At 65.4% G+C, this 15,808-nt stretch carries 15 protein-coding genes and 1 riboswitch; of the genes, 11 read left to right on the forward strand and 4 right to left on the reverse strand.

What is annotated here, in order from left to right; genetic code table 11:
* The first annotated feature begins 11 nt into the window (after positions 1 to 11).
* The 7 genes from ACFVTG_RS13600 (at position 12) to ACFVTG_RS13630 (ending at position 7,213) form a co-directional block, all read left to right on the forward strand.
* A complete protein-coding gene (locus ACFVTG_RS13600; protein WP_390281180.1) occupies positions 12 to 698 on the forward strand; it encodes an N-acetylmannosamine-6-phosphate 2-epimerase in 687 nt (228 codons plus the stop codon).
* Between the two features lie 61 nt (positions 699 to 759).
* Entirely contained in the window at positions 760 to 2,220 is a 1,461-nt protein-coding gene (locus tag ACFVTG_RS13605; protein WP_390281182.1) for a dihydrolipoyl dehydrogenase family protein, read from the forward strand.
* A 47-nt stretch (positions 2,221 to 2,267) separates the two neighbouring features.
* Positions 2,268 to 3,050 carry an alpha/beta fold hydrolase gene (locus ACFVTG_RS13610; protein WP_390281184.1) on the forward strand — a complete coding sequence of 261 codons (783 nt, stop codon included), beginning with the start codon at positions 2,268 to 2,270 and terminating at the stop codon, positions 3,048 to 3,050.
* Positions 3,051 to 3,153: 103 nt separating this feature from the next.
* Entirely contained in the window at positions 3,154 to 3,882 is a 729-nt protein-coding gene (locus ACFVTG_RS13615) for an ABC transporter ATP-binding protein (protein ID WP_390281186.1), read from the forward strand.
* The gene (locus tag ACFVTG_RS13620) at positions 3,879 to 5,915 is read left to right on the forward strand and encodes a YhgE/Pip family protein (protein ID WP_390281188.1); all 2,037 of its coding nucleotides are present in this window, start codon (positions 3,879 to 3,881) and stop codon (positions 5,913 to 5,915) included. Before ACFVTG_RS13615 ends, ACFVTG_RS13620 begins: the two co-directional genes overlap by 4 nt.
* Positions 5,912 to 6,535, forward strand: coding sequence for a TetR/AcrR family transcriptional regulator (locus ACFVTG_RS13625; protein ID WP_390281190.1), 624 nt, complete (start codon positions 5,912 to 5,914; stop codon positions 6,533 to 6,535). Before ACFVTG_RS13620 ends, ACFVTG_RS13625 begins: the two co-directional genes overlap by 4 nt.
* Positions 6,536 to 6,607: 72 nt before the next feature.
* Complete coding sequence (locus tag ACFVTG_RS13630) at positions 6,608 to 7,213, forward strand: hypothetical protein (protein WP_390281192.1); 606 nt, start codon at positions 6,608 to 6,610, stop codon at positions 7,211 to 7,213.
* Here the strand turns inward: ACFVTG_RS13630 and ACFVTG_RS13635 are convergent.
* Positions 7,186 to 8,127 carry an EamA family transporter gene (locus ACFVTG_RS13635; RefSeq protein WP_284753469.1) on the reverse strand — a complete coding sequence of 314 codons (942 nt, stop codon included), beginning with the start codon at positions 8,125 to 8,127 and terminating at the stop codon, positions 7,186 to 7,188. The genes ACFVTG_RS13630 and ACFVTG_RS13635 overlap by 28 nt on opposite strands.
* Before the next feature lie 72 nt (positions 8,128 to 8,199).
* Here ACFVTG_RS13635 and ACFVTG_RS13640 point away from each other — a divergent pair, with 72 nt between their 5' ends.
* The gene (locus ACFVTG_RS13640) at positions 8,200 to 9,159 is read left to right on the forward strand and encodes a LysR family transcriptional regulator (RefSeq protein ID WP_390281194.1); all 960 of its coding nucleotides are present in this window, start codon (positions 8,200 to 8,202) and stop codon (positions 9,157 to 9,159) included.
* A gap of 82 nt (positions 9,160 to 9,241) precedes the next feature.
* Here ACFVTG_RS13640 and ACFVTG_RS13645 read toward each other — a convergent pair whose 3' ends face one another.
* The 3 genes from ACFVTG_RS13645 to ACFVTG_RS13655 all read right to left on the reverse strand — a co-directional run bounded on the left by ACFVTG_RS13645 (position 9,242) and on the right by ACFVTG_RS13655 (position 12,194).
* Positions 9,242 to 9,772, reverse strand: a complete 531-nt coding sequence (locus ACFVTG_RS13645) for a SixA phosphatase family protein (RefSeq protein WP_390281196.1) — start codon at positions 9,770 to 9,772, stop codon at positions 9,242 to 9,244.
* Positions 9,773 to 9,983: 211 nt separating this feature from the next.
* Positions 9,984 to 10,853 (reverse strand): winged helix-turn-helix domain-containing protein, encoded by an 870-nt coding sequence (locus ACFVTG_RS13650; protein ID WP_390281198.1) that lies wholly within the window; start codon positions 10,851 to 10,853, stop codon positions 9,984 to 9,986.
* A 549-nt stretch (positions 10,854 to 11,402) separates the two neighbouring features.
* A complete protein-coding gene (locus tag ACFVTG_RS13655) occupies positions 11,403 to 12,194 on the reverse strand; it encodes a hypothetical protein (RefSeq protein ID WP_390281200.1) in 792 nt (263 codons plus the stop codon).
* Between the two features lie 215 nt (positions 12,195 to 12,409).
* Between ACFVTG_RS13655 and ACFVTG_RS13660 the strand changes: the two genes are divergently transcribed.
* The 3 genes from ACFVTG_RS13660 to ACFVTG_RS13670 all read left to right on the forward strand — a co-directional run bounded on the left by ACFVTG_RS13660 (position 12,410) and on the right by ACFVTG_RS13670 (position 15,720).
* A complete protein-coding gene (locus ACFVTG_RS13660) occupies positions 12,410 to 13,150 on the forward strand; it encodes a response regulator transcription factor (protein WP_078106594.1) in 741 nt (246 codons plus the stop codon).
* Between the two features lie 12 nt (positions 13,151 to 13,162).
* Positions 13,163 to 14,641 (forward strand): sensor histidine kinase, encoded by a 1,479-nt coding sequence (locus tag ACFVTG_RS13665; protein ID WP_390281202.1) that lies wholly within the window; start codon positions 13,163 to 13,165, stop codon positions 14,639 to 14,641.
* A 142-nt stretch (positions 14,642 to 14,783) separates the two neighbouring features.
* Positions 14,784 to 14,980, forward strand: a riboswitch (cyclic di-AMP (ydaO/yuaA leader).
* A gap of 2 nt (positions 14,981 to 14,982) precedes the next feature.
* On the forward strand, positions 14,983 to 15,720 hold the full coding sequence (locus tag ACFVTG_RS13670; RefSeq protein WP_390281204.1) for a hypothetical protein: 738 nt from the start codon (positions 14,983 to 14,985) through the stop codon (positions 15,718 to 15,720).
* Positions 15,721 to 15,808: the final 88 nt, after the last annotated feature.

A 15,808-nucleotide genomic window follows, 5' to 3' on the forward strand; every position in this document is an offset into this window, starting at 1 on the left:
GGAGACACCCCATGATCCTGACCCCCGATGGCCTCGAAGCCCTCCGCTCGCAGTTGATCGTGTCCTGCCAGGCCTACCCGGGCGAGCCCATGCGCGATCCCCGGACCACCGGCCAGGTGGCGGCGTCGGCGGTTATCGGTGGTGCCGCGGCAGTCCGGGTCCAGGGCATCGCTGACGTCCAATTCACCCGTGCGGCTGTGGAGGTTCCGGTGATCGGGCTCTGGAAGGACGGGCACGACGGCGTGTTCATCACCCCCACGCTCCGGCACGCCCTTGCCGTCGCGAATGCCGGCTCCCACGTCGTGGCTATCGACGGCACGCGGCGCACGCGTCCCGACGGCTTGACCCTCAGGCACACCATCGACGGAATCCACGCCGAATCGCATGCCCTGGTCATGGCTGACTGCGGTTCCTTCGCTGATGCGGTGGCCGCCGTCGAAGCCGGTGCTGACCTGATCGGCACCACCCTGGCGGGGTACACCGGGGAGCGTTCCAAGACCGACGGCCCCGATCTTGAGCTTCTGGCGGAGATAGCCGGCGCCGGACTGGGCAAGCCGCTCATCGCCGAGGGCCGCATCCATACCCCCGCGCAGGCACGTCAGGCCCTCGACGCCGGCGCGTTCGCCGTCGTCGTCGGTACCGCCATCACGCATCCGGCGAGCATCACCGGCTGGTTCAAGGGCGCATTGGAGGCCTGATCCAGCAGAATCCGTCGCCACGTCCCTGATCCCGGCGAGCGTCCGGGCGTAGGCTTCTCCCATGGCTGAGGAGAATATCCGGGAATTCGATGTCATCGTGATCGGCGCCGGGGCCGTGGGTGAGAACGTTGCAGACCGAGTGGTCCGGGGCGGCCTTACCGCGGCCATTGTGGAGGCTGAGCTCGTCGGAGGGGAATGCTCCTACTGGGCCTGCATACCGTCCAAAGCGCTCCTTCGGCCTGGAACGGCGCTGCACACCGCCCAGTCAGTGCCCGGAGCATCGGACTCCGTCACGAAGGTCCTGGATCCCGCACCGGTCCTGAAATACCGCGATTACTTCACCAACAAATGGCAGGACGACGGCGCCGTGCAGTGGCTCGTGGATACGGGGATCGAGCTTATCCGGGGCCGCGCGCGCATCACGGGCCCCCGCGAAGTCCAAGTGGATGGCAAGGACGGCAACAGCTACTCGCTCAAAGCCCATCACGCCGTGGTCGTTGCCACCGGATCCACGCCCGTCATCCCGAAAGTCGACGGCTTGCGGGACGTCCCCTACTGGACAACCCGCGGCGCCACCTCTGCCCGATACATCCCGGCACGTTTCGTGGTGCTGGGCGGCGGGGTTGCCAGCGTCGAACTTGCCCAGGCGTTCGCCCGCTTGGGTTCGTCGGTCACTATCGTTGCGCGGGGCCGATTGCTGAGCGCGTTCCCTGCGGAAGCTGCCGACTTGGTTGCCGCAGGGCTTCGGGCGGACGGCGTCGATCTCCGTCTCGGGACAGACACTACGCTCGTCGAACACAACCCGGACCGCGCCTTCCGCGTCACCCTTGGCGACGGAACAGTCTTGAACTCTGACGAGTTGCTGGTGGCGACTGGCCGGCGGCCGGCCCTTGATAATTTGGGACTCGAGAACGTGGGGCTCGACGCCGAAGAGGGCAAGGCTTTGCGCCTCACCACGGACTCTAGCGGCTTGGTTGAGGGCGCCGCCAGCGACGGGACGAGCGGGCTCTGGCTCTACGCGGCCGGCGATGCCGCGGGATCGGTCTTCCTCACCCATCAGGGCAAGTACGAGGCCCGGGCAACTGGCGACGCCATCGTTGCGCGCGCCAGGGGAACCCTCCACGGCACCCCGAAGCCATGGAGCGCCCTCGCAAAGACAGCCGACGAATACGCGATCCCCAGCGTGGTCTTCACGGATCCGGAAGTGGCATCCGTAGGCCCGAGCCTCAAGCAGGCGCTGCAAAAGGGCATCAACGCAAGCTCGGTGGAACTCCCCATCAATGTGTCCGGCTCCCAGCTGCATTCGGAAAATTACGAAGGCTGGGCGCAACTGGTGGTGGACGAGGACCGGAAGGTGGTAGTGGGCGCGACGTTCGCCGGGCCTGGAGTGGCCGAGCTTTTGCATGGCGCCAGCATCGCGATTGTGGGCGAAGTGCCGTTGGACCGGCTGTGGCATGCGGTGCCGTCGTACCCCACTATCAGCGAGGTGTGGCTGCGACTGTTGGAAAAGTACGGGCTGTAAGCCTGGTAGCCGTTGTGGCGCCGACGGGCCGGGAGGACAATGGCCGCATGGCCGAGCTCGTGGACATTGCCGGACACCCAACGTGGGTCGAAGACCGGGGCGGTCCCGGCGAACCCCTCCTGCTGCTGCACGGCGGCCTGAGCAACAGCGACGATCTGCTCAGGAGCATCGGACCGGGCCTATCGGAGCGGTTCCGGGTGGTCGCCTTCGATCGTCGAGGCCATGGGTATACCGCGGACACAGATGCCGAGTTCCACTACGCCGACATGGCCACCGAGACGGTACGGGTGCTCGAGGACGTCATAGGTGGCCCTGCCCATCTCGTCGGTTGGAGTGATGGTGGGATCGTTGGCCTCCTTGTCGCGCTCCGGCGACCCGAGCTTGTCAGCAAGCTGGTTGTCATCGGCACCAATTACCACTACAACGGCACCGTGCCCTTCGAGATGGACCAGGATTCGCCGATCGCTCAGGAGCTGGGCAAGGCCTACATCGAGCGATCGCCCGACGGGCCGGAACACCTCGAGGTCGTCTTTGGCAAAAGTGTGGCAATGTTCACGTCGGAGCCGGAACTCACCACCACCGACATCGCGCACATCACACAGCCGGTTCTCGTGATGGTCGGTGACGACGACGTGGTCACGTTGCCCCATACCCTCTCGCTGTACGAGGCCCTCCCCCAAGGCCAGCTGGCCGTCATCCCGGGAGCCTCCCACGGGCTTCCCCTGGAACAGCCGGAGGTCGTCACGGGCTTGATAGCCAATTTCCTCGCTGCGGAAGAGCCGCCCCGCACGTTTATGCCCGTGCGCCGCGCGAAGCCTGCCGAGGGGTAGCCACCTGAGAGGACCCCGCCCGGGAACCGCCGAGACTATTTGAACTGACCGGTCAGTTCAGTTACGATTGGAGCAGATAACCAGTTCTGCGAAAGGTCCAATTGTGCTGTCTGCACAGCAACTCCAGATCGACGGCCGCCGGGACGATCTCCTGCCTCCCACGTCCCTCGAAGCCGGACGCGGCGAGCTCCTCCTGGTCAGCGGCGACGGTCAGGACCAGCGCACGGCATTGGCACTTGCGCTGAGCGGCCGGATGAAGACCAGCAAAGGCCTCCTGAGCTGGGACAACTCGGCGAAAATCAAGAAAGTCCGGGCCGCGAGCGCCCTCATTGACGCTCCCGGCGTCAACGAGCCGGAGCAGCATTTGAGCGTCCGCGACCTCGTCACCGAAGACCTCGCCCTCATCCCCCGCCGCTACCGTGGCGCCCTCCTCAGCAAGCCGTGGCTCAAGGTCAACCGATTCGAGGACATCGCCGGGCTGTGGATTGAGCAGCTCCCCGCGGATCGCCGCCTCGAGCTGCTGACAGCCCTGGCCCTCGCGGACCCCGCCATCGACCTCCTGGTGCTCGATTCCCCGGACCGGCACAGCGCGAACACTGGGGATTGGCTCCCCCGGCTTGAGCAGTTGGCGTACGACGCCGGGCGGCCGCTCGCCGTCGTCGCGGTCGTTTCTGCGCTCCCGGACAACTGGGACGGGCCGGCTGCGGTGATCGGCAACTCGGTCACGCATACGGCACCCGCAGAAGCACCCGCCGAACCCGCTGAAGCCGCAGAAGCCGCGCAAGAAGATCCCGAAGAAGTACCCGAAACCCTGCAAAGGACCGCAAAGTGACTGTTCTGCGGCTGGCCCGCTCCGAACTCAAGCGCATGACCGGCGGGCTCCTGCCTAAGCTGACCATCCTCGCCCTGACCATGGTGCCCCTGCTCTACGGAGCCGTGTACCTTTACGCGAACTGGGATCCATACGGCAACCTCAACCAGATCGACGCCGCGCTGGTCGTCGAGGACACGGGAGCCAAGCCGGCAAGCGGCCCGGAACTGCAGGCAGGCCAGAAGGTTGCCGACAGCCTCGTGGAGGGCCACGTCTTCAACTGGCAGCGGGTGACCACCACGGCCGAAGCCGACGCCGATGTGGAATCCGGCAAGTACGCCTTCGCCCTGAAGATCCCGAAGGACTTCTCGGCCAATCTGGTCTCGCCGGGCAGCTTCGACGCCGCCAACCAAGCGATGCTCAACGTCACCACCAACGATGCGAACAACTACCTCCTCAGCACCATCGTGGACAAACTCACCACTGCGGTGCACTCCACTGTGGCCAAGGAAGTAGGCGAGGAAACCGCCAACCAACTCCTCACAGGCTTCGGCACCATCCACGCTTCGATCGTCAAGGCGTCCGACGGCGCCTCCCAACTTGCCGACGGCGTCGGGAAGCTCAGCGATGGCGCGGCAACCCTCCATGACGGCACCAGCAAGCTCAGCAGCGGTGCGTCCGAACTCCTGGCGGGCCAAAACAAGCTGCGCGACGGCGCGAATCAGCTGAACGACGGTGCCGGGCAGCTCAGCGCGGGCCTCACGGAGCTAAAGAACAAGACCGCATCCCTCCCGGCCGACTCCCAGAAGCTCGCCGACGGCGCCGCCCAAGTAGCCGCCGGGAACGCGCAGCTGAACGCGAAAGTCCAGGACGTCGTCGGGCAGCTTTCAGCGTTCGACGCCGGGGCGCGGGACCGCGTAGTAGGCAGCACCCAGAAACTCGTGGCTAGTGGTGTCATCACCCAGGACCAGGCCAACAAGATCTTGGCCGACTTCGACACCGCCGCCGCGTCCGGCCCGGTTACTGACGCGAAGGCCAAGATCTCGGCGGATGCCTCGCAGATCCAACAGCTTTCAGACGGGTCGGCCGCAGTCAGTGCGGGCGCAGCCAAGCTTGCGGGCGCCACCCCGGCACTGACGGGCGCCATCGGCCAGGCCTCGGCAGGCGCGGACCAGCTCAGCTCCGGCGCTGCCACGCTCGCCGCCGGTGAACAGTCCGCCGTCAACGGCACGGCGGCCCTCGCGGACGGTGCCGCGAGGCTCGACGACGGCGCGGCGCAGCTTGCCAGCGGGGCCGCCACGGCCGCGGACGGATCCCGTACCTTGGCGAGCGAGTTGGCGAAGGGCGCCGGAAAGGTCCCGAACCCGAACGACGCCCAAAAGAGCGAGGTGTCCAAGGTGATCGCAGACCCTGTTGCGGTCAACAATGTCTCGCAGGCCAAGGCAGGTTCCTATGGCGCGGGCCTGGCCCCGTTCTTCCTGACGCTGTCCCTCTGGATCGGTGTGTTCATGCTGGTCCAGGCGATGCGTCCGATCACCCAGCGGGCATTGGCCTCGAACGCTCCGTCGTGGAAAATCGCGGTCGGCGGCTGGCTCCCGTTCTTCGTGGTGTCCGTGCTGCAGGCGAGCATCCTCACCCTTGTGGTGGACCTGGGGCTGGGACTCAACGCGGCGCACCCCGTGTGGATGTGGTTGTTCATGCTGGCTGCGGTCATGGCGTTCACGGCCCTCATCCAGGGCATCGTGGCTTTGCTGGGAACTCCTGGAAAGTTCGTCGTGCTGATCCTCTTGGTCCTGCAGTTGGTGTCTTCCGGCGGAACGTTCCCCTGGCAAACCACCCCCATGCCGCTGCATGTTGTGCACGAGATCATGCCGATGGGCTACGTAGTGACCGGCATGCGGCACTTGATCTATGGCGGTGACTTGTCCATGATCTGGCCGATTGTCCTGGGCCTGCTTGGCTACACTGTGCTGGGAGCCGCGCTTTCCACGCTGGCTGTCCGTAAACACAAGTTCTGGACCCTCAAGTCCCTGAAGCCGGAGATCGCGGTATGAGCATGCAGGACCCTGAGATTCCGGAGAAGAAGCTCCGCCCTGCCCGCACCAACGCGACCAAGCAGCGCCTCTTCGACGCTTCCATGGAACTGATCGGCGAGCGCGGCGCAGCAGGCGTGACGGTGGACGAGATCGCGGCCGCAGCCGGGGTGTCCAAGGGAACGGTCTATTACAACTTCGGCAGCAAGTCCGATCTGATCGCACAGTTGCTACGCCACGGCGTCGACATCATGCTCGGCCGGCTCCAGACCATTGAAGGCCTGCACGCCGATCCGCTCGAGGCCATGGAGGCCATGCTCGGCCAGGCCATGGACTTCATGGACGACTACCCATCCTTCGCGCGGCTCTGGATCAGTGAGAACTGGCGGACGCCCAGCGAATGGGGCAAGCTCTTCGTCGAACTCCGCAGCGAGCTGTTGGCCGTGATCGGAGCGGCCATCGAAAAGGTCGCCAGCACCTACACCGTCGATACGGGCATTGCCCGGGGCAGCCTCGAGGCGGCGATGTTCGGAGCGATCTTCGTGGTGGGCCTCGACCGGCAGACGTACAACCCCGAGCGCACGCGCGAGCAGAGCATAGCCGCCATCATGACCATCATGCGCGGCTACGTACTGCGGTAACGGTATGGCAACTGGTGCGTCTTGGGGCGTGGCGCTGCCTGCCGGCCAGGGATGATTAATCCCATGCATCACATGGGGAACAGCGGAAAGCTTGCGATCGTCTCTGCCGTGGTGTCCGCTGGTTTGCTGGTGCTCCTCGCCATCACCCTTGACGAAACCGTGATGTACATCTTCCTCGGGGTCTTGGCGATCGGCTATCTGGCATGCGTAGCCGAGGTTTTCACCCGCCGCAGGTACTTCATGCTTGTTCTCGGAGCCATCTCGACGACCCTTTTCATCGCGTTCGGAATTGCGTTCCTTCGCATGTGGGGACTCGCCTTCAACCAGGACGAGAACGCCCTGGGCAGCGCGGTGAGCACCAAGGATTCGGACATCTACTTCTACCTCGCCGCACTTTCCGGCTGCAGCTCCCTGCTGGTCCTGTTCGTGGGGGCGGTCTGGCCATCCCGTCGTGCGAAGACGGCGGCCCGTCCGGCCGCCCGGCGTCCGGCGCCACGGCCTGCTTCGCGGCCTTCCCCGGCACCCACCAGGTCCGCCCAGCGGCCGGCGGCACGTCCGGCGTCGGGGGCTGTAAAGCGCCCTGCACGGCGCTCGCCCGCCGCCCCCGCCAAGCGCCCGACGACGGGATCGCCTATTCCGCGATCGCCGGCTCAGCGCAAGCCGGCCCCCAAGCGCTGACGCACTTCGGGCGCCGCCACATTCCCGGGCTTCGCGCGCCGCTGCAGCACGGCTGTCGCCACGCCGCCCAGCAGGAGGAGGCCGCCGGCCAGTTCCGCCGTCGTCGGGACCTCTGAGATGAGCAGCCACGCCGCGGTCATTCCCACCACCGGGACCAACAACGTGAACGGCACCACGGCCGAGCTCGGGTAGAGGCTGAGCAGCCGGTTCCAGATGCCATAACCCACCAGGGAGGCGAATACGGCGGTGTACAGGGCGCTCAGGATGGTCGCCGGTTGCAGGTTGGTGAGGGTCCCGACGACGGCGGCCGGGCCGTCCACGATGAGCGACAGCGCCGCAAGCGGCAAGGGCACCACAGCCCCGGACCAGACCACCAGGCCCAGTCCCGAGGCCGCCTTGGCCTTGCGGGCGATGATGTTACCCGCGGCCCAGGACAACGCGGCGGCGAGCACGATCATGAGCGGCACCACGGGTGCCACCAAGCTTCGGCCCACTGCCACGAGGGCAAGTCCGGCGACACCCAACACCACCCCCGTCAGTTGGCGCTTGCTGGGCCGCTCGCCGAGGAAGCGCGCCGCCAACAGCACCGTCAGGAGTACTTGCGCCTGCAGCACCAGGGAGGCGAGCCCGGCCGGCATGCCCAGCGCCATGCCCAGGTAGAGAAGGCCAAATTGCCCGGCGCTCATGAAGAGCCCGACGCCGATGATCGCCTTCCAGCTGACGTCAGGTTTGCGGACGAAGAAGATGCAGGGGAACACCACCAGCACAAAGCGGATGGCCACGAACAGTAGAGGCGGCACGTCGGCCGCGCCCCCGCTCCCGTTGCCGGGGTGCAATCCAAAGTCGATCGCGACGAAATTCAGGCCCCAAAGGACGGCGACAAGGACGGCGAGTGCTGAGTGGCGGATATTCACGATTCAACTCTGACAGCCAAGAGGATGAAGCACCAGCATTGAATTCTGCATCGAATCATGTACGTTTGCTTCATGATTGAAATTGCGGCGCTACGGGCCCTCGTAGCAGTGGAACAGCAAGGCTCGGTGGTGGCTGCCTCGGAGGCCATGGGCTTCAGCCCCTCGGCGGTTTCCCAGCAGATCAAGAAGCTCGAGAAGCAGAGTGGCGTGACGGTCCTGGAACGCCACGGCCGCGGCGTTCTGCTGACGGACCGGGGCATGGCGTTGGCCGAGTACGGACGGCGCATCCTGGGCGAGTTGGAAGAACTGCAGGCCACCCTGCTCGCCGACCCGGAGAAGCCGAGCGGAGTGCTGCGTCTCGTGGCGTTTTCCACGGCCTGCCGCGGACTGGTAGGGCCGATGCTGGGGAAACTGGCTCCCGCTCGGACCGGCACCGGCGGCTCTTCTGCAGCGGCGGGCTCCGGGCTCGGCGGCCCCGGGCTTGAGGTCCGCGTGGTGGCGGAGGACCCACGCGAGGCCGTCCAGAGGGTCGCCACCGGGGAGGCCGATCTCGGCGTCGTGCACAATTGGCACTCGGTGCCCCTCGTTATTCCGGAGAACATGGTCCACGAGGACCTCTGCCTGGACACCGCCGACGTCCTGCTGAACTCAGCCCACCCGCTGGCTGGCCGGACCGCCGTCGAGCCTTCCGACCTGGTGGACGAAAGCTGGATCAGCACCCCGGCCGGTGCCATCTGCAATGAGGCGTTGCTGGCGATCCTCGCAGGCCTGGGGCGGGTGCCGGACATCCGCATCTACGACCCCGACTTTTCCACGCATATCGCCATGGTCCAGCAGGGTGTGGCGGTGGCGCTGGTGCCGCGGCTCGGCCGGCCCGAGCTCCCCGCTGGAGTGGTAACGGTGCCCGTGGTCAATCCGATGCAGCAACGCCAGGTGGGAATCGTGTACCGGAAGACCATGACGGCAAGCCCCAGTATCCGCCACGTGGTGCGCTTGCTGCAGGATGTGGCCGCAGGCCTCGAGGTGGGCTAGTTCGGACCATCCGCGCGAACCGGCAGCAGATGACCTCTGGCGGCGCAAAAAGGGGCATTATTTGCCAGTTCGCGCGAGGGAGCTACTTCTTCGGGCGCGGAACTGCGAAGTGCGTCAGCCGAGCATCCTGCCCATCTAGTTCGGCCCACGGCTTTTCGAGTTCCATCACCGTCATGGCACTCGTGGGATACCGCGTTGCGGCATCCATGTAGGCGTCATGGTCCGAATCACGGGAAGCCAAGTGCATCGCGAGGTCCTGCACGCCGGGCATGTGCGAGAAGATCATGAGAGTCGTGACGGTTTCCGGTACATGGTTGATGACTGTCAACATGCGCTGCGCAGAGGCGGCATACAGACCGTCCTCGAGTTTCGGCGTCGGGGCCTTGTCCCCCAATTCGCTGCACACCCAAGTGCAGGTCTGCCGGGTCCGGAGCGCGGACGAACACAGGATAAAGTCCGGAATCACGTGGTGTTTGAGGAGCCACTTCCCGGCCAGGGGGGCTTCCCGGTGGCCACGCTCGGCAAGGGGTCGCTCATGATCCGGCACCCCGAGGGGCCAGTCCGACTTCGCATGCCGCATGATCACCAGCCGCTTGATGTGATGCTCGCTCATCCCCCCACCCTATCGCCGCGGAGGCACATGCTCACTGGTCCTGAGCGCAGGAATGCGGCCGCCTGGTTCGCGCGGGCGCTGTCGCGTGAGCGGGACATCCCGAAAGCGCCGTTGTTGCGTGAGGGACGAGCGCAGGCGCCGAGGGATCGTCCCGCGGAAGCGAAAGCGCCCGCCCCCAAAGAACGGAGCGGGCGCTTTGAGCGCGTGGAGACTAGATCGAGTATTCCGGAGCGGCCCAGACGATGACCTCGGGGTGCTCGTAGAAACGGTAGCCCTGGCCTCGTACGGTGCGGACCGTGTTCGCGAGGCGGCCGAGCTTGGAGCGGAGGCGCCGGATGTGGACGTCGATGGTGCGCTCGTTGGGGACCTCTTCGGCGTTGCGCCACAGGCCCTCGAGGAGTTCGTCGCGGCCCACGGTCCGGGTGCCGTTCTCGACAAGGTAGTTGAGGAGCTCGAATTCCTTGAACGTGAGGTTCAGGGATTCGCCGTCGAGGTGCACCTCACGGCGGGCGAGGTCGATCAAGACACCCGACGGGCGGGCTTCCTGTGCAGGCTGCGGGCGGAGAGCCTCGGAGCGCTGGCGGTTGCCAACGGTGGGGTCACCGAAAGTCGAGCGGACGACGTCGAGCGCGGAACCGGGGGCGCTGGCCGGGGCTACCGCGACGGCGGCATAACTCTCGGCGCCGGAAACGAGGGACTGCGCGTAGGCCCGGATTTCCTGGGCAAGCTTGGCAATGGACGTTCCGGCGGCCGCAGCCGTGTCTTCGTCGATGCCCATGTAGAGCACGAATCCGCGGGCCACATTGTCATTTGCAACGGGACGGATGGAGCGGTCCGCTGGAGCCAGGACAGGCGTGGGTGCAGTCATCGGCGAGGCCTCGTTGACGGGAACAGCGCGGAGCTGGCCGTAGGAGTTGGGGTTGTAGCCCTGGGGGACGTAACCGGGCGCCTGGCTGGCACCCTGCGGTGCGGGCTGGGCGTAGGCCGGGCGGTTGCCGAAGCCGGGACGCAGGCCGGCGTTCGACGCGGCCTTATTGGCGTTACGGACGGAGATGTGGACGTATCCGGATGCAACTGACATGGATTGCTTACCTCAAAGTGAATAGCCGTCATCGCGGCTTCGAATGCTGGTCTGGTCCCCGCAATGAGATGGGGAGGGGCGCCCGACGCTGGGCAGGGGGCGAATGCCTGAAACTTGTTGGGGTCTTAAGTTAGGCATGCATTCGACAACAGCTCATCGAAAAACCAGCGGGTACGCTGGGCTCGATCGCTGCGGCTGCAGATGCTGTTGAGTTCTTGTTCACATTTGAAGTGTGCAACGTAACAAAGGGAACTTGCAAGTAACAAAGGGCCGAACCGTCCACATTTTGAGACGAATCGGACTATTGTGCCGCACATCACAATTCAGACATGTCCAAATGTGACCCATTCTCGTTCGTCACAATGGCTATTCTCAGTGAAATATTCGAATAAAATTTGATGAAGTTGTCCTTTTCTGAATCTTAAGTCACGTCACGCGCTTGCCTTTGAATCTCGAGATATGAAACAACCCTTGTCCAATCCTGGATCCGCGTCTCGTGAAAATTTTTTGGCAAATCGTCTGCTAGGGGCTTTGCAATCGCCCTCCTCACTAGTTGGTGGTGCCGGTTCCTTGGGTACTTGATGTGGTGGCAGTGACGATCTGGATGGACTGGGCCGTGTACTTGTCGGATTCCTTGAGCGCTGTGACCCTCACGCTGGATCCGGATTTCACATCGGCGAGGGTCAGGGTGGTGCCCGTGGTTCCACTTCCGCGTTGCCGCATGCCTTCCTCTACCACGACGTCCGTTCCCAGCGTGTAAGTGCGGGTGAACCCGTCGTCGCTCTTGACAGTCATGGAGCTCGCCGAGATGTCGGTGACCGTACCCAGCTGGCCCGCCATGGTGACGTAGCTGCCGTTCTGGAGGACCACATATTCCGAGTGGACCGCGGCGTTCAGGCCACCCATGCCGACGCCGAGCCCGCCCGGACCTGCGTTCGTGCCGCCGGGGCCACCGAATCCGCCCTGGCCGTTCTGCCCGGCACCCGGTCCCTGCGCGTTGGTGGTATCAGCCGCCGCCGTCCCGTTTCCGGCGGCATATGCACCGGCTCCTGCCGCTGCAGCGACAACCACCGCGACGCCGCCAACAATGAGCCCCTTCTTCAGGCTCCAATTCTTGAAAAACGAAGGTCGGGGCTGTCCTGCGTTGTACGGCTGCGGCGCGCCCCACCCGGCGGCAGGTTGCCCAGGCTGCTGGTTCGCCGGCGGCTGCGGCGCACCCCACCCAGCGCCAGGTTGCCCGGCACCAGGCTGCCCGGAATCATCAAGGGGCCGGATCACCGGCTGCGGGTGCCCATTCTCCGGCTCGGAACCAGGTACGGAGGGGTTGTTTTGCTGTTCCATGATGTTCTCCATCGAAGTCGGGACTGTTTGGTCGTAGATGTTCCTGTCCCAAACAGCGTCAGCCGCGTTGCTGTGCGTTGGCTGTGTCGAACTGCAGGCTTCCCTGTGACCTGCAGAACCGCTACAACCTCCGGACAGGTGGCTAGGCTGGGACTCACAGGGTGCTCACAGCATCGGCAAAGCACTGGCAAACCGGCAGATTGGAGAGTTGTCCCATGGCATCCTCGCACTCCATGACCAATAACCTTCCGCAGCTCAGCCACCCGGACGGTTCCCCCATCCGTGCCCTCGTGGTGGACGACGAACCCAGCCTCGCCGAGCTCATGAGCATGGGCCTACGCATGGCGGGCTGGTCGGTAGCTGTGGCCGGCGACGGTCCCGCCGCGGTAAAGCTCGCCAAGGACTTCCGCCCGGACGTCCTGGTACTGGATGTGATGCTTCCAGGGTTCGACGGCGTTGAGCTGCTGGGCAGGATCCGCGCCTTTGCGCCTGAGGTGCCCGCGCTCTTCCTCACCGCGAAGGATGACGTGCAGGACCGGATTGTCGGGTTGGCAGCCGGCGGCGACGATTATGTCACCAAGCCCTTCAGCATGGAGGAAGTCCTGTTGCGCCTGCACCGCCTGGTCCAGCGCTCGGGAGTGGCCGCGATGGACACGGCCGAGCTGGTGGTGGGTGACTTGACCCTGAACGTGGACACCCGCGAAGTTACCCGCGGCGGCGAGGACATCCCGCTCACGGCAACCCAGTTCGAACTCTTGCGCTACCTCATGGAAAATCCCAAGCGCGTGGTGAGCAAGGCCCAGATCCTGGACCGTGTGTGGGACTACGATTTCGGCGGCCAAGCCAACATCGTGGAGCTTTACATCTCATACCTGCGCAAGAAGATCGAGGCCAACCACCCGCCCATGATCCACACGGTGCGCGGAGCCGGCTACGTCATCAAGCCTGCCGAATAGCCGGGGCGCCGAATGTCCGCACTCTCGGGTATCCCCCGCCAGACTGACCACAGCTGGTTCAATCCTTCAACCTGGCACTTGCGCACGCGCTTGATCTTGCTCTCGATGGCACTCCTTGTGGCCATCTGCGGTGCCGTCGGGGTGGTCAGCTATGCCTCCATGGACGTGTTCCTCACGAAGCAGCTGGACCAGCAATTGATGCAGGCCTCCCATGGCCGCCCACCGCAGGGCAACCCGGGCGGCCGTCCGGACCCCTTGGATCCCCGGGGCCAGAGCATCGGCACGCTGAATGCACGCATTCTTGGCGGCCAGGTGAGCAGTGATGCCGGATTCTTGTCCTCCGATGCCACCCGTGCGCCGTTGTCCCCCAGCGACGCGCGAATCCTGTTGGCCCTCCCCTCCGACGGCCGCCCTGTTGATCGCACCCTGTCCAGTGGCGGCTACCGGCTGGTGGCTGCCGAAACACCCTACGGCGATGTGGTTATCACGGGGCTGCCGCTCGCCTCGAAAGAGGACACCGAAGCCTCGCTCGTGTGGACCATGGTGCTGGTGTCCTTGGGCGGACTGGTCCTGATCGGGCTGGCCGGAACGGTGCTGATCCGCCGCACCATGCGCCCCTTGGAGCAACTCTCCGACATTGCCACCAAGGTATCGAAACTTCCGCTCGACGCCGGCGAGGTGGCCCTCGCGGTGCGCGTTCCTGCGTCGGCGGCCCACCCGAGCACCGAAGTGGGAAGCGTCGGCCATGCATTGAACCTGATGCTGGACAACGTCTCCAGCGCCCTCGAAGCGCGCCAGCAAAGTGAGACAAAGGTGCGCCAGTTCGTGGCCGACGCGTCGCACGAACTACGCACTCCGCTGACCGCCATCCGCGGCTACACCGAACTCTTGCGCATGACCGAGACGTTCACGGAGGACGGCCGCAAGTCACTGGGCCGGGTGCAGAGCCAGTCAGAACGTATGACCACCCTCGTAGAGGACCTCCTTCTCTTGGCCCGGCTTGACGAAGGGAAGGCGCCGGAGTTCACCGATGTGGACCTTACGCAGTTGGTGATCGAAACCGTCAGCGACGAGAAAGTCATGGCCCCCGAGCACATCTGGCAGCTCAAGCTCCCGGATGAGCCCCTCACGGTCCGCGGCGACACCACCCAACTCCACCAGGTTCTGGCGAATCTGCTCTCCAATGCCCGCAAGCACACCGAGGCGGGAACCACCGTGGTCACGGGCGTCATGCGCTCCGCCGATGGCAGTGCCGTGGTGACCGTGACCGACAACGGCCCGGGCATCCCGCCTGAATTCCAGGGCAGGATCTTCTCGCGCTTTGCCCGTGCCGACGCCGCCCGCTCCGGTTCCGAGGGCACGTCCGGGCTCGGCCTTTCGATTGTGGAATCCATTGTCCAGGCGCATGGCGGCACGGTGGAAGTGGCGTCCCGCCCGGGCCGGACGGAGTTCGCGGTGCGGCTCCCGGCGCTCAGGACCGCCACCGCCTGAAGAGACCAACCAGAAAAGCGCGACGCCGGTGCGCGTCGAGCGCAAGTCGACGCACCGGCGTCGTGATCTCCGTTACCTAAATGTGACTTAAGCTGGATCCTCCTGTACCGTCGAATGGGTGCGCTGGATCATTCCGGCCACCGCCGGGTAGGCGCCGAGCTCTGCCACTCCCCGGTGCCCAACAGTCCAGGCAGAGACGGGGGACCCAGGTCTCCGGGCAAGCGCTCATGTTGAGCCAGCCCTAGGGGTGAAGCCGTACCGCCACGATTCGCTGTGGCCACGGCCGGATGACCTCATCCGAATCCGACAGCTAACTCCGCAGGCGTCGAGAGGCAATCACCATGTCTGATTCCAGGAATCAGTCGCGCCCTGTTGCGCGCCACCGCGGCGAACCTGCCCGGAGAAACAAGTCACGTTCCACCTTGAGGCGAGTCGCCTCGAACCTCGGCACCGGCCAGCGCATGGCCGTTGTTGCCGGCGTCGTCGCCGTGTTCCTCGGTGCAGGCGCCGCCACCCAAGCCGCCGGACAGGCCATCAATGCCCAGGACATGAGCCGGACCTCCGAATCGCGCACGGCGGATCACTCAGCCATGCCATCAGCCAGCGCCACGCCGTCGGCGAGCGCAAGCGCGAGCCCCAAGCCGAGCGCCACGCCGACGCCGAGCCAGGCACCCGCCCCTGCTCCGGCCGCCGTCGCGCCCCAGGCTGCCGCACCGGCCGCCCCCGCGGCACCCCCGGCGCCAGCAGCTCCGGCCGCACCCGTCGCCGTCGATGATCCGGCTGGCGCCCAGGCCTACGCCGCGAGCATCCTTCCCTCCTACGGTTGGGGCCAGGGCGAAATGTCAGCCCTGATCACCTTGTGGAACAAGGAATCGGATTGGCGCACCACTGCCACCAACGCCTCCAGTGGCGCCTACGGCATTGGGCAATCGCTGCCGGGCAACAAGATGGCATCAGAAGGCGCCGACTGGCAGACCAATTACCAGACTCAGATCCGCTGGGGCCTGAACTACATCAAGGAACGCTACGGATCGCCGTCGGCGGCGTGGTCCTTCCACTTGGCCCACAACTGGTACTAAGCCCACGAGCCACGAGCAAAAGTATGTCGAGGTCCGTCCCTTCCGGGGCGGGCCTCGACGTATTCTGGCCGGGCACATGATTCCCGCA

It is taken from the genome of Arthrobacter sp. NPDC058127 (assembly GCF_042884555.1).
Taxonomy (GTDB): Bacteria; Actinomycetota; Actinomycetes; order Actinomycetales; family Micrococcaceae; genus Arthrobacter.

What these genes read in the sequence shown, in the direction of transcription:
- ACFVTG_RS13600 (WP_390281180.1), top strand. Translation starts at nt 12, where the DNA reads ATGATCCTGACCCCCGATGGCCTCGAAGCCCTCCGCTCGCAGTTGATC.
- ACFVTG_RS13605 (WP_390281182.1), top strand. Translation starts at nt 760, where the DNA reads ATGGCTGAGGAGAATATCCGGGAATTCGATGTCATCGTGATCGGCGCC.
- ACFVTG_RS13610 (WP_390281184.1), top strand. Translation starts at nt 2,268, where the DNA reads ATGGCCGAGCTCGTGGACATTGCCGGACACCCAACGTGGGTCGAAGAC.
- ACFVTG_RS13625 (WP_390281190.1), top strand. Translation starts at nt 5,912, where the DNA reads ATGAGCATGCAGGACCCTGAGATTCCGGAGAAGAAGCTCCGCCCTGCC.
- ACFVTG_RS13630 (WP_390281192.1), top strand. Translation starts at nt 6,608, where the DNA reads ATGGGGAACAGCGGAAAGCTTGCGATCGTCTCTGCCGTGGTGTCCGCT.
- ACFVTG_RS13640 (WP_390281194.1), top strand. Translation starts at nt 8,200, where the DNA reads ATGATTGAAATTGCGGCGCTACGGGCCCTCGTAGCAGTGGAACAGCAA.
- ACFVTG_RS13645 (WP_390281196.1), bottom strand. Translation starts at nt 9,772, where the DNA reads ATGAGCGAGCATCACATCAAGCGGCTGGTGATCATGCGGCATGCGAAG.
- ACFVTG_RS13650 (WP_390281198.1), bottom strand. Translation starts at nt 10,853, where the DNA reads ATGTCAGTTGCATCCGGATACGTCCACATCTCCGTCCGTAACGCCAAT.
- ACFVTG_RS13655 (WP_390281200.1), bottom strand. Translation starts at nt 12,194, where the DNA reads ATGGAACAGCAAAACAACCCCTCCGTACCTGGTTCCGAGCCGGAGAAT.
- ACFVTG_RS13660 (WP_078106594.1), top strand. Translation starts at nt 12,410, where the DNA reads ATGGCATCCTCGCACTCCATGACCAATAACCTTCCGCAGCTCAGCCAC.
- ACFVTG_RS13665 (WP_390281202.1), top strand. Translation starts at nt 13,163, where the DNA reads ATGTCCGCACTCTCGGGTATCCCCCGCCAGACTGACCACAGCTGGTTC.
- ACFVTG_RS13670 (WP_390281204.1), top strand. Translation starts at nt 14,983, where the DNA reads ATGTCTGATTCCAGGAATCAGTCGCGCCCTGTTGCGCGCCACCGCGGC.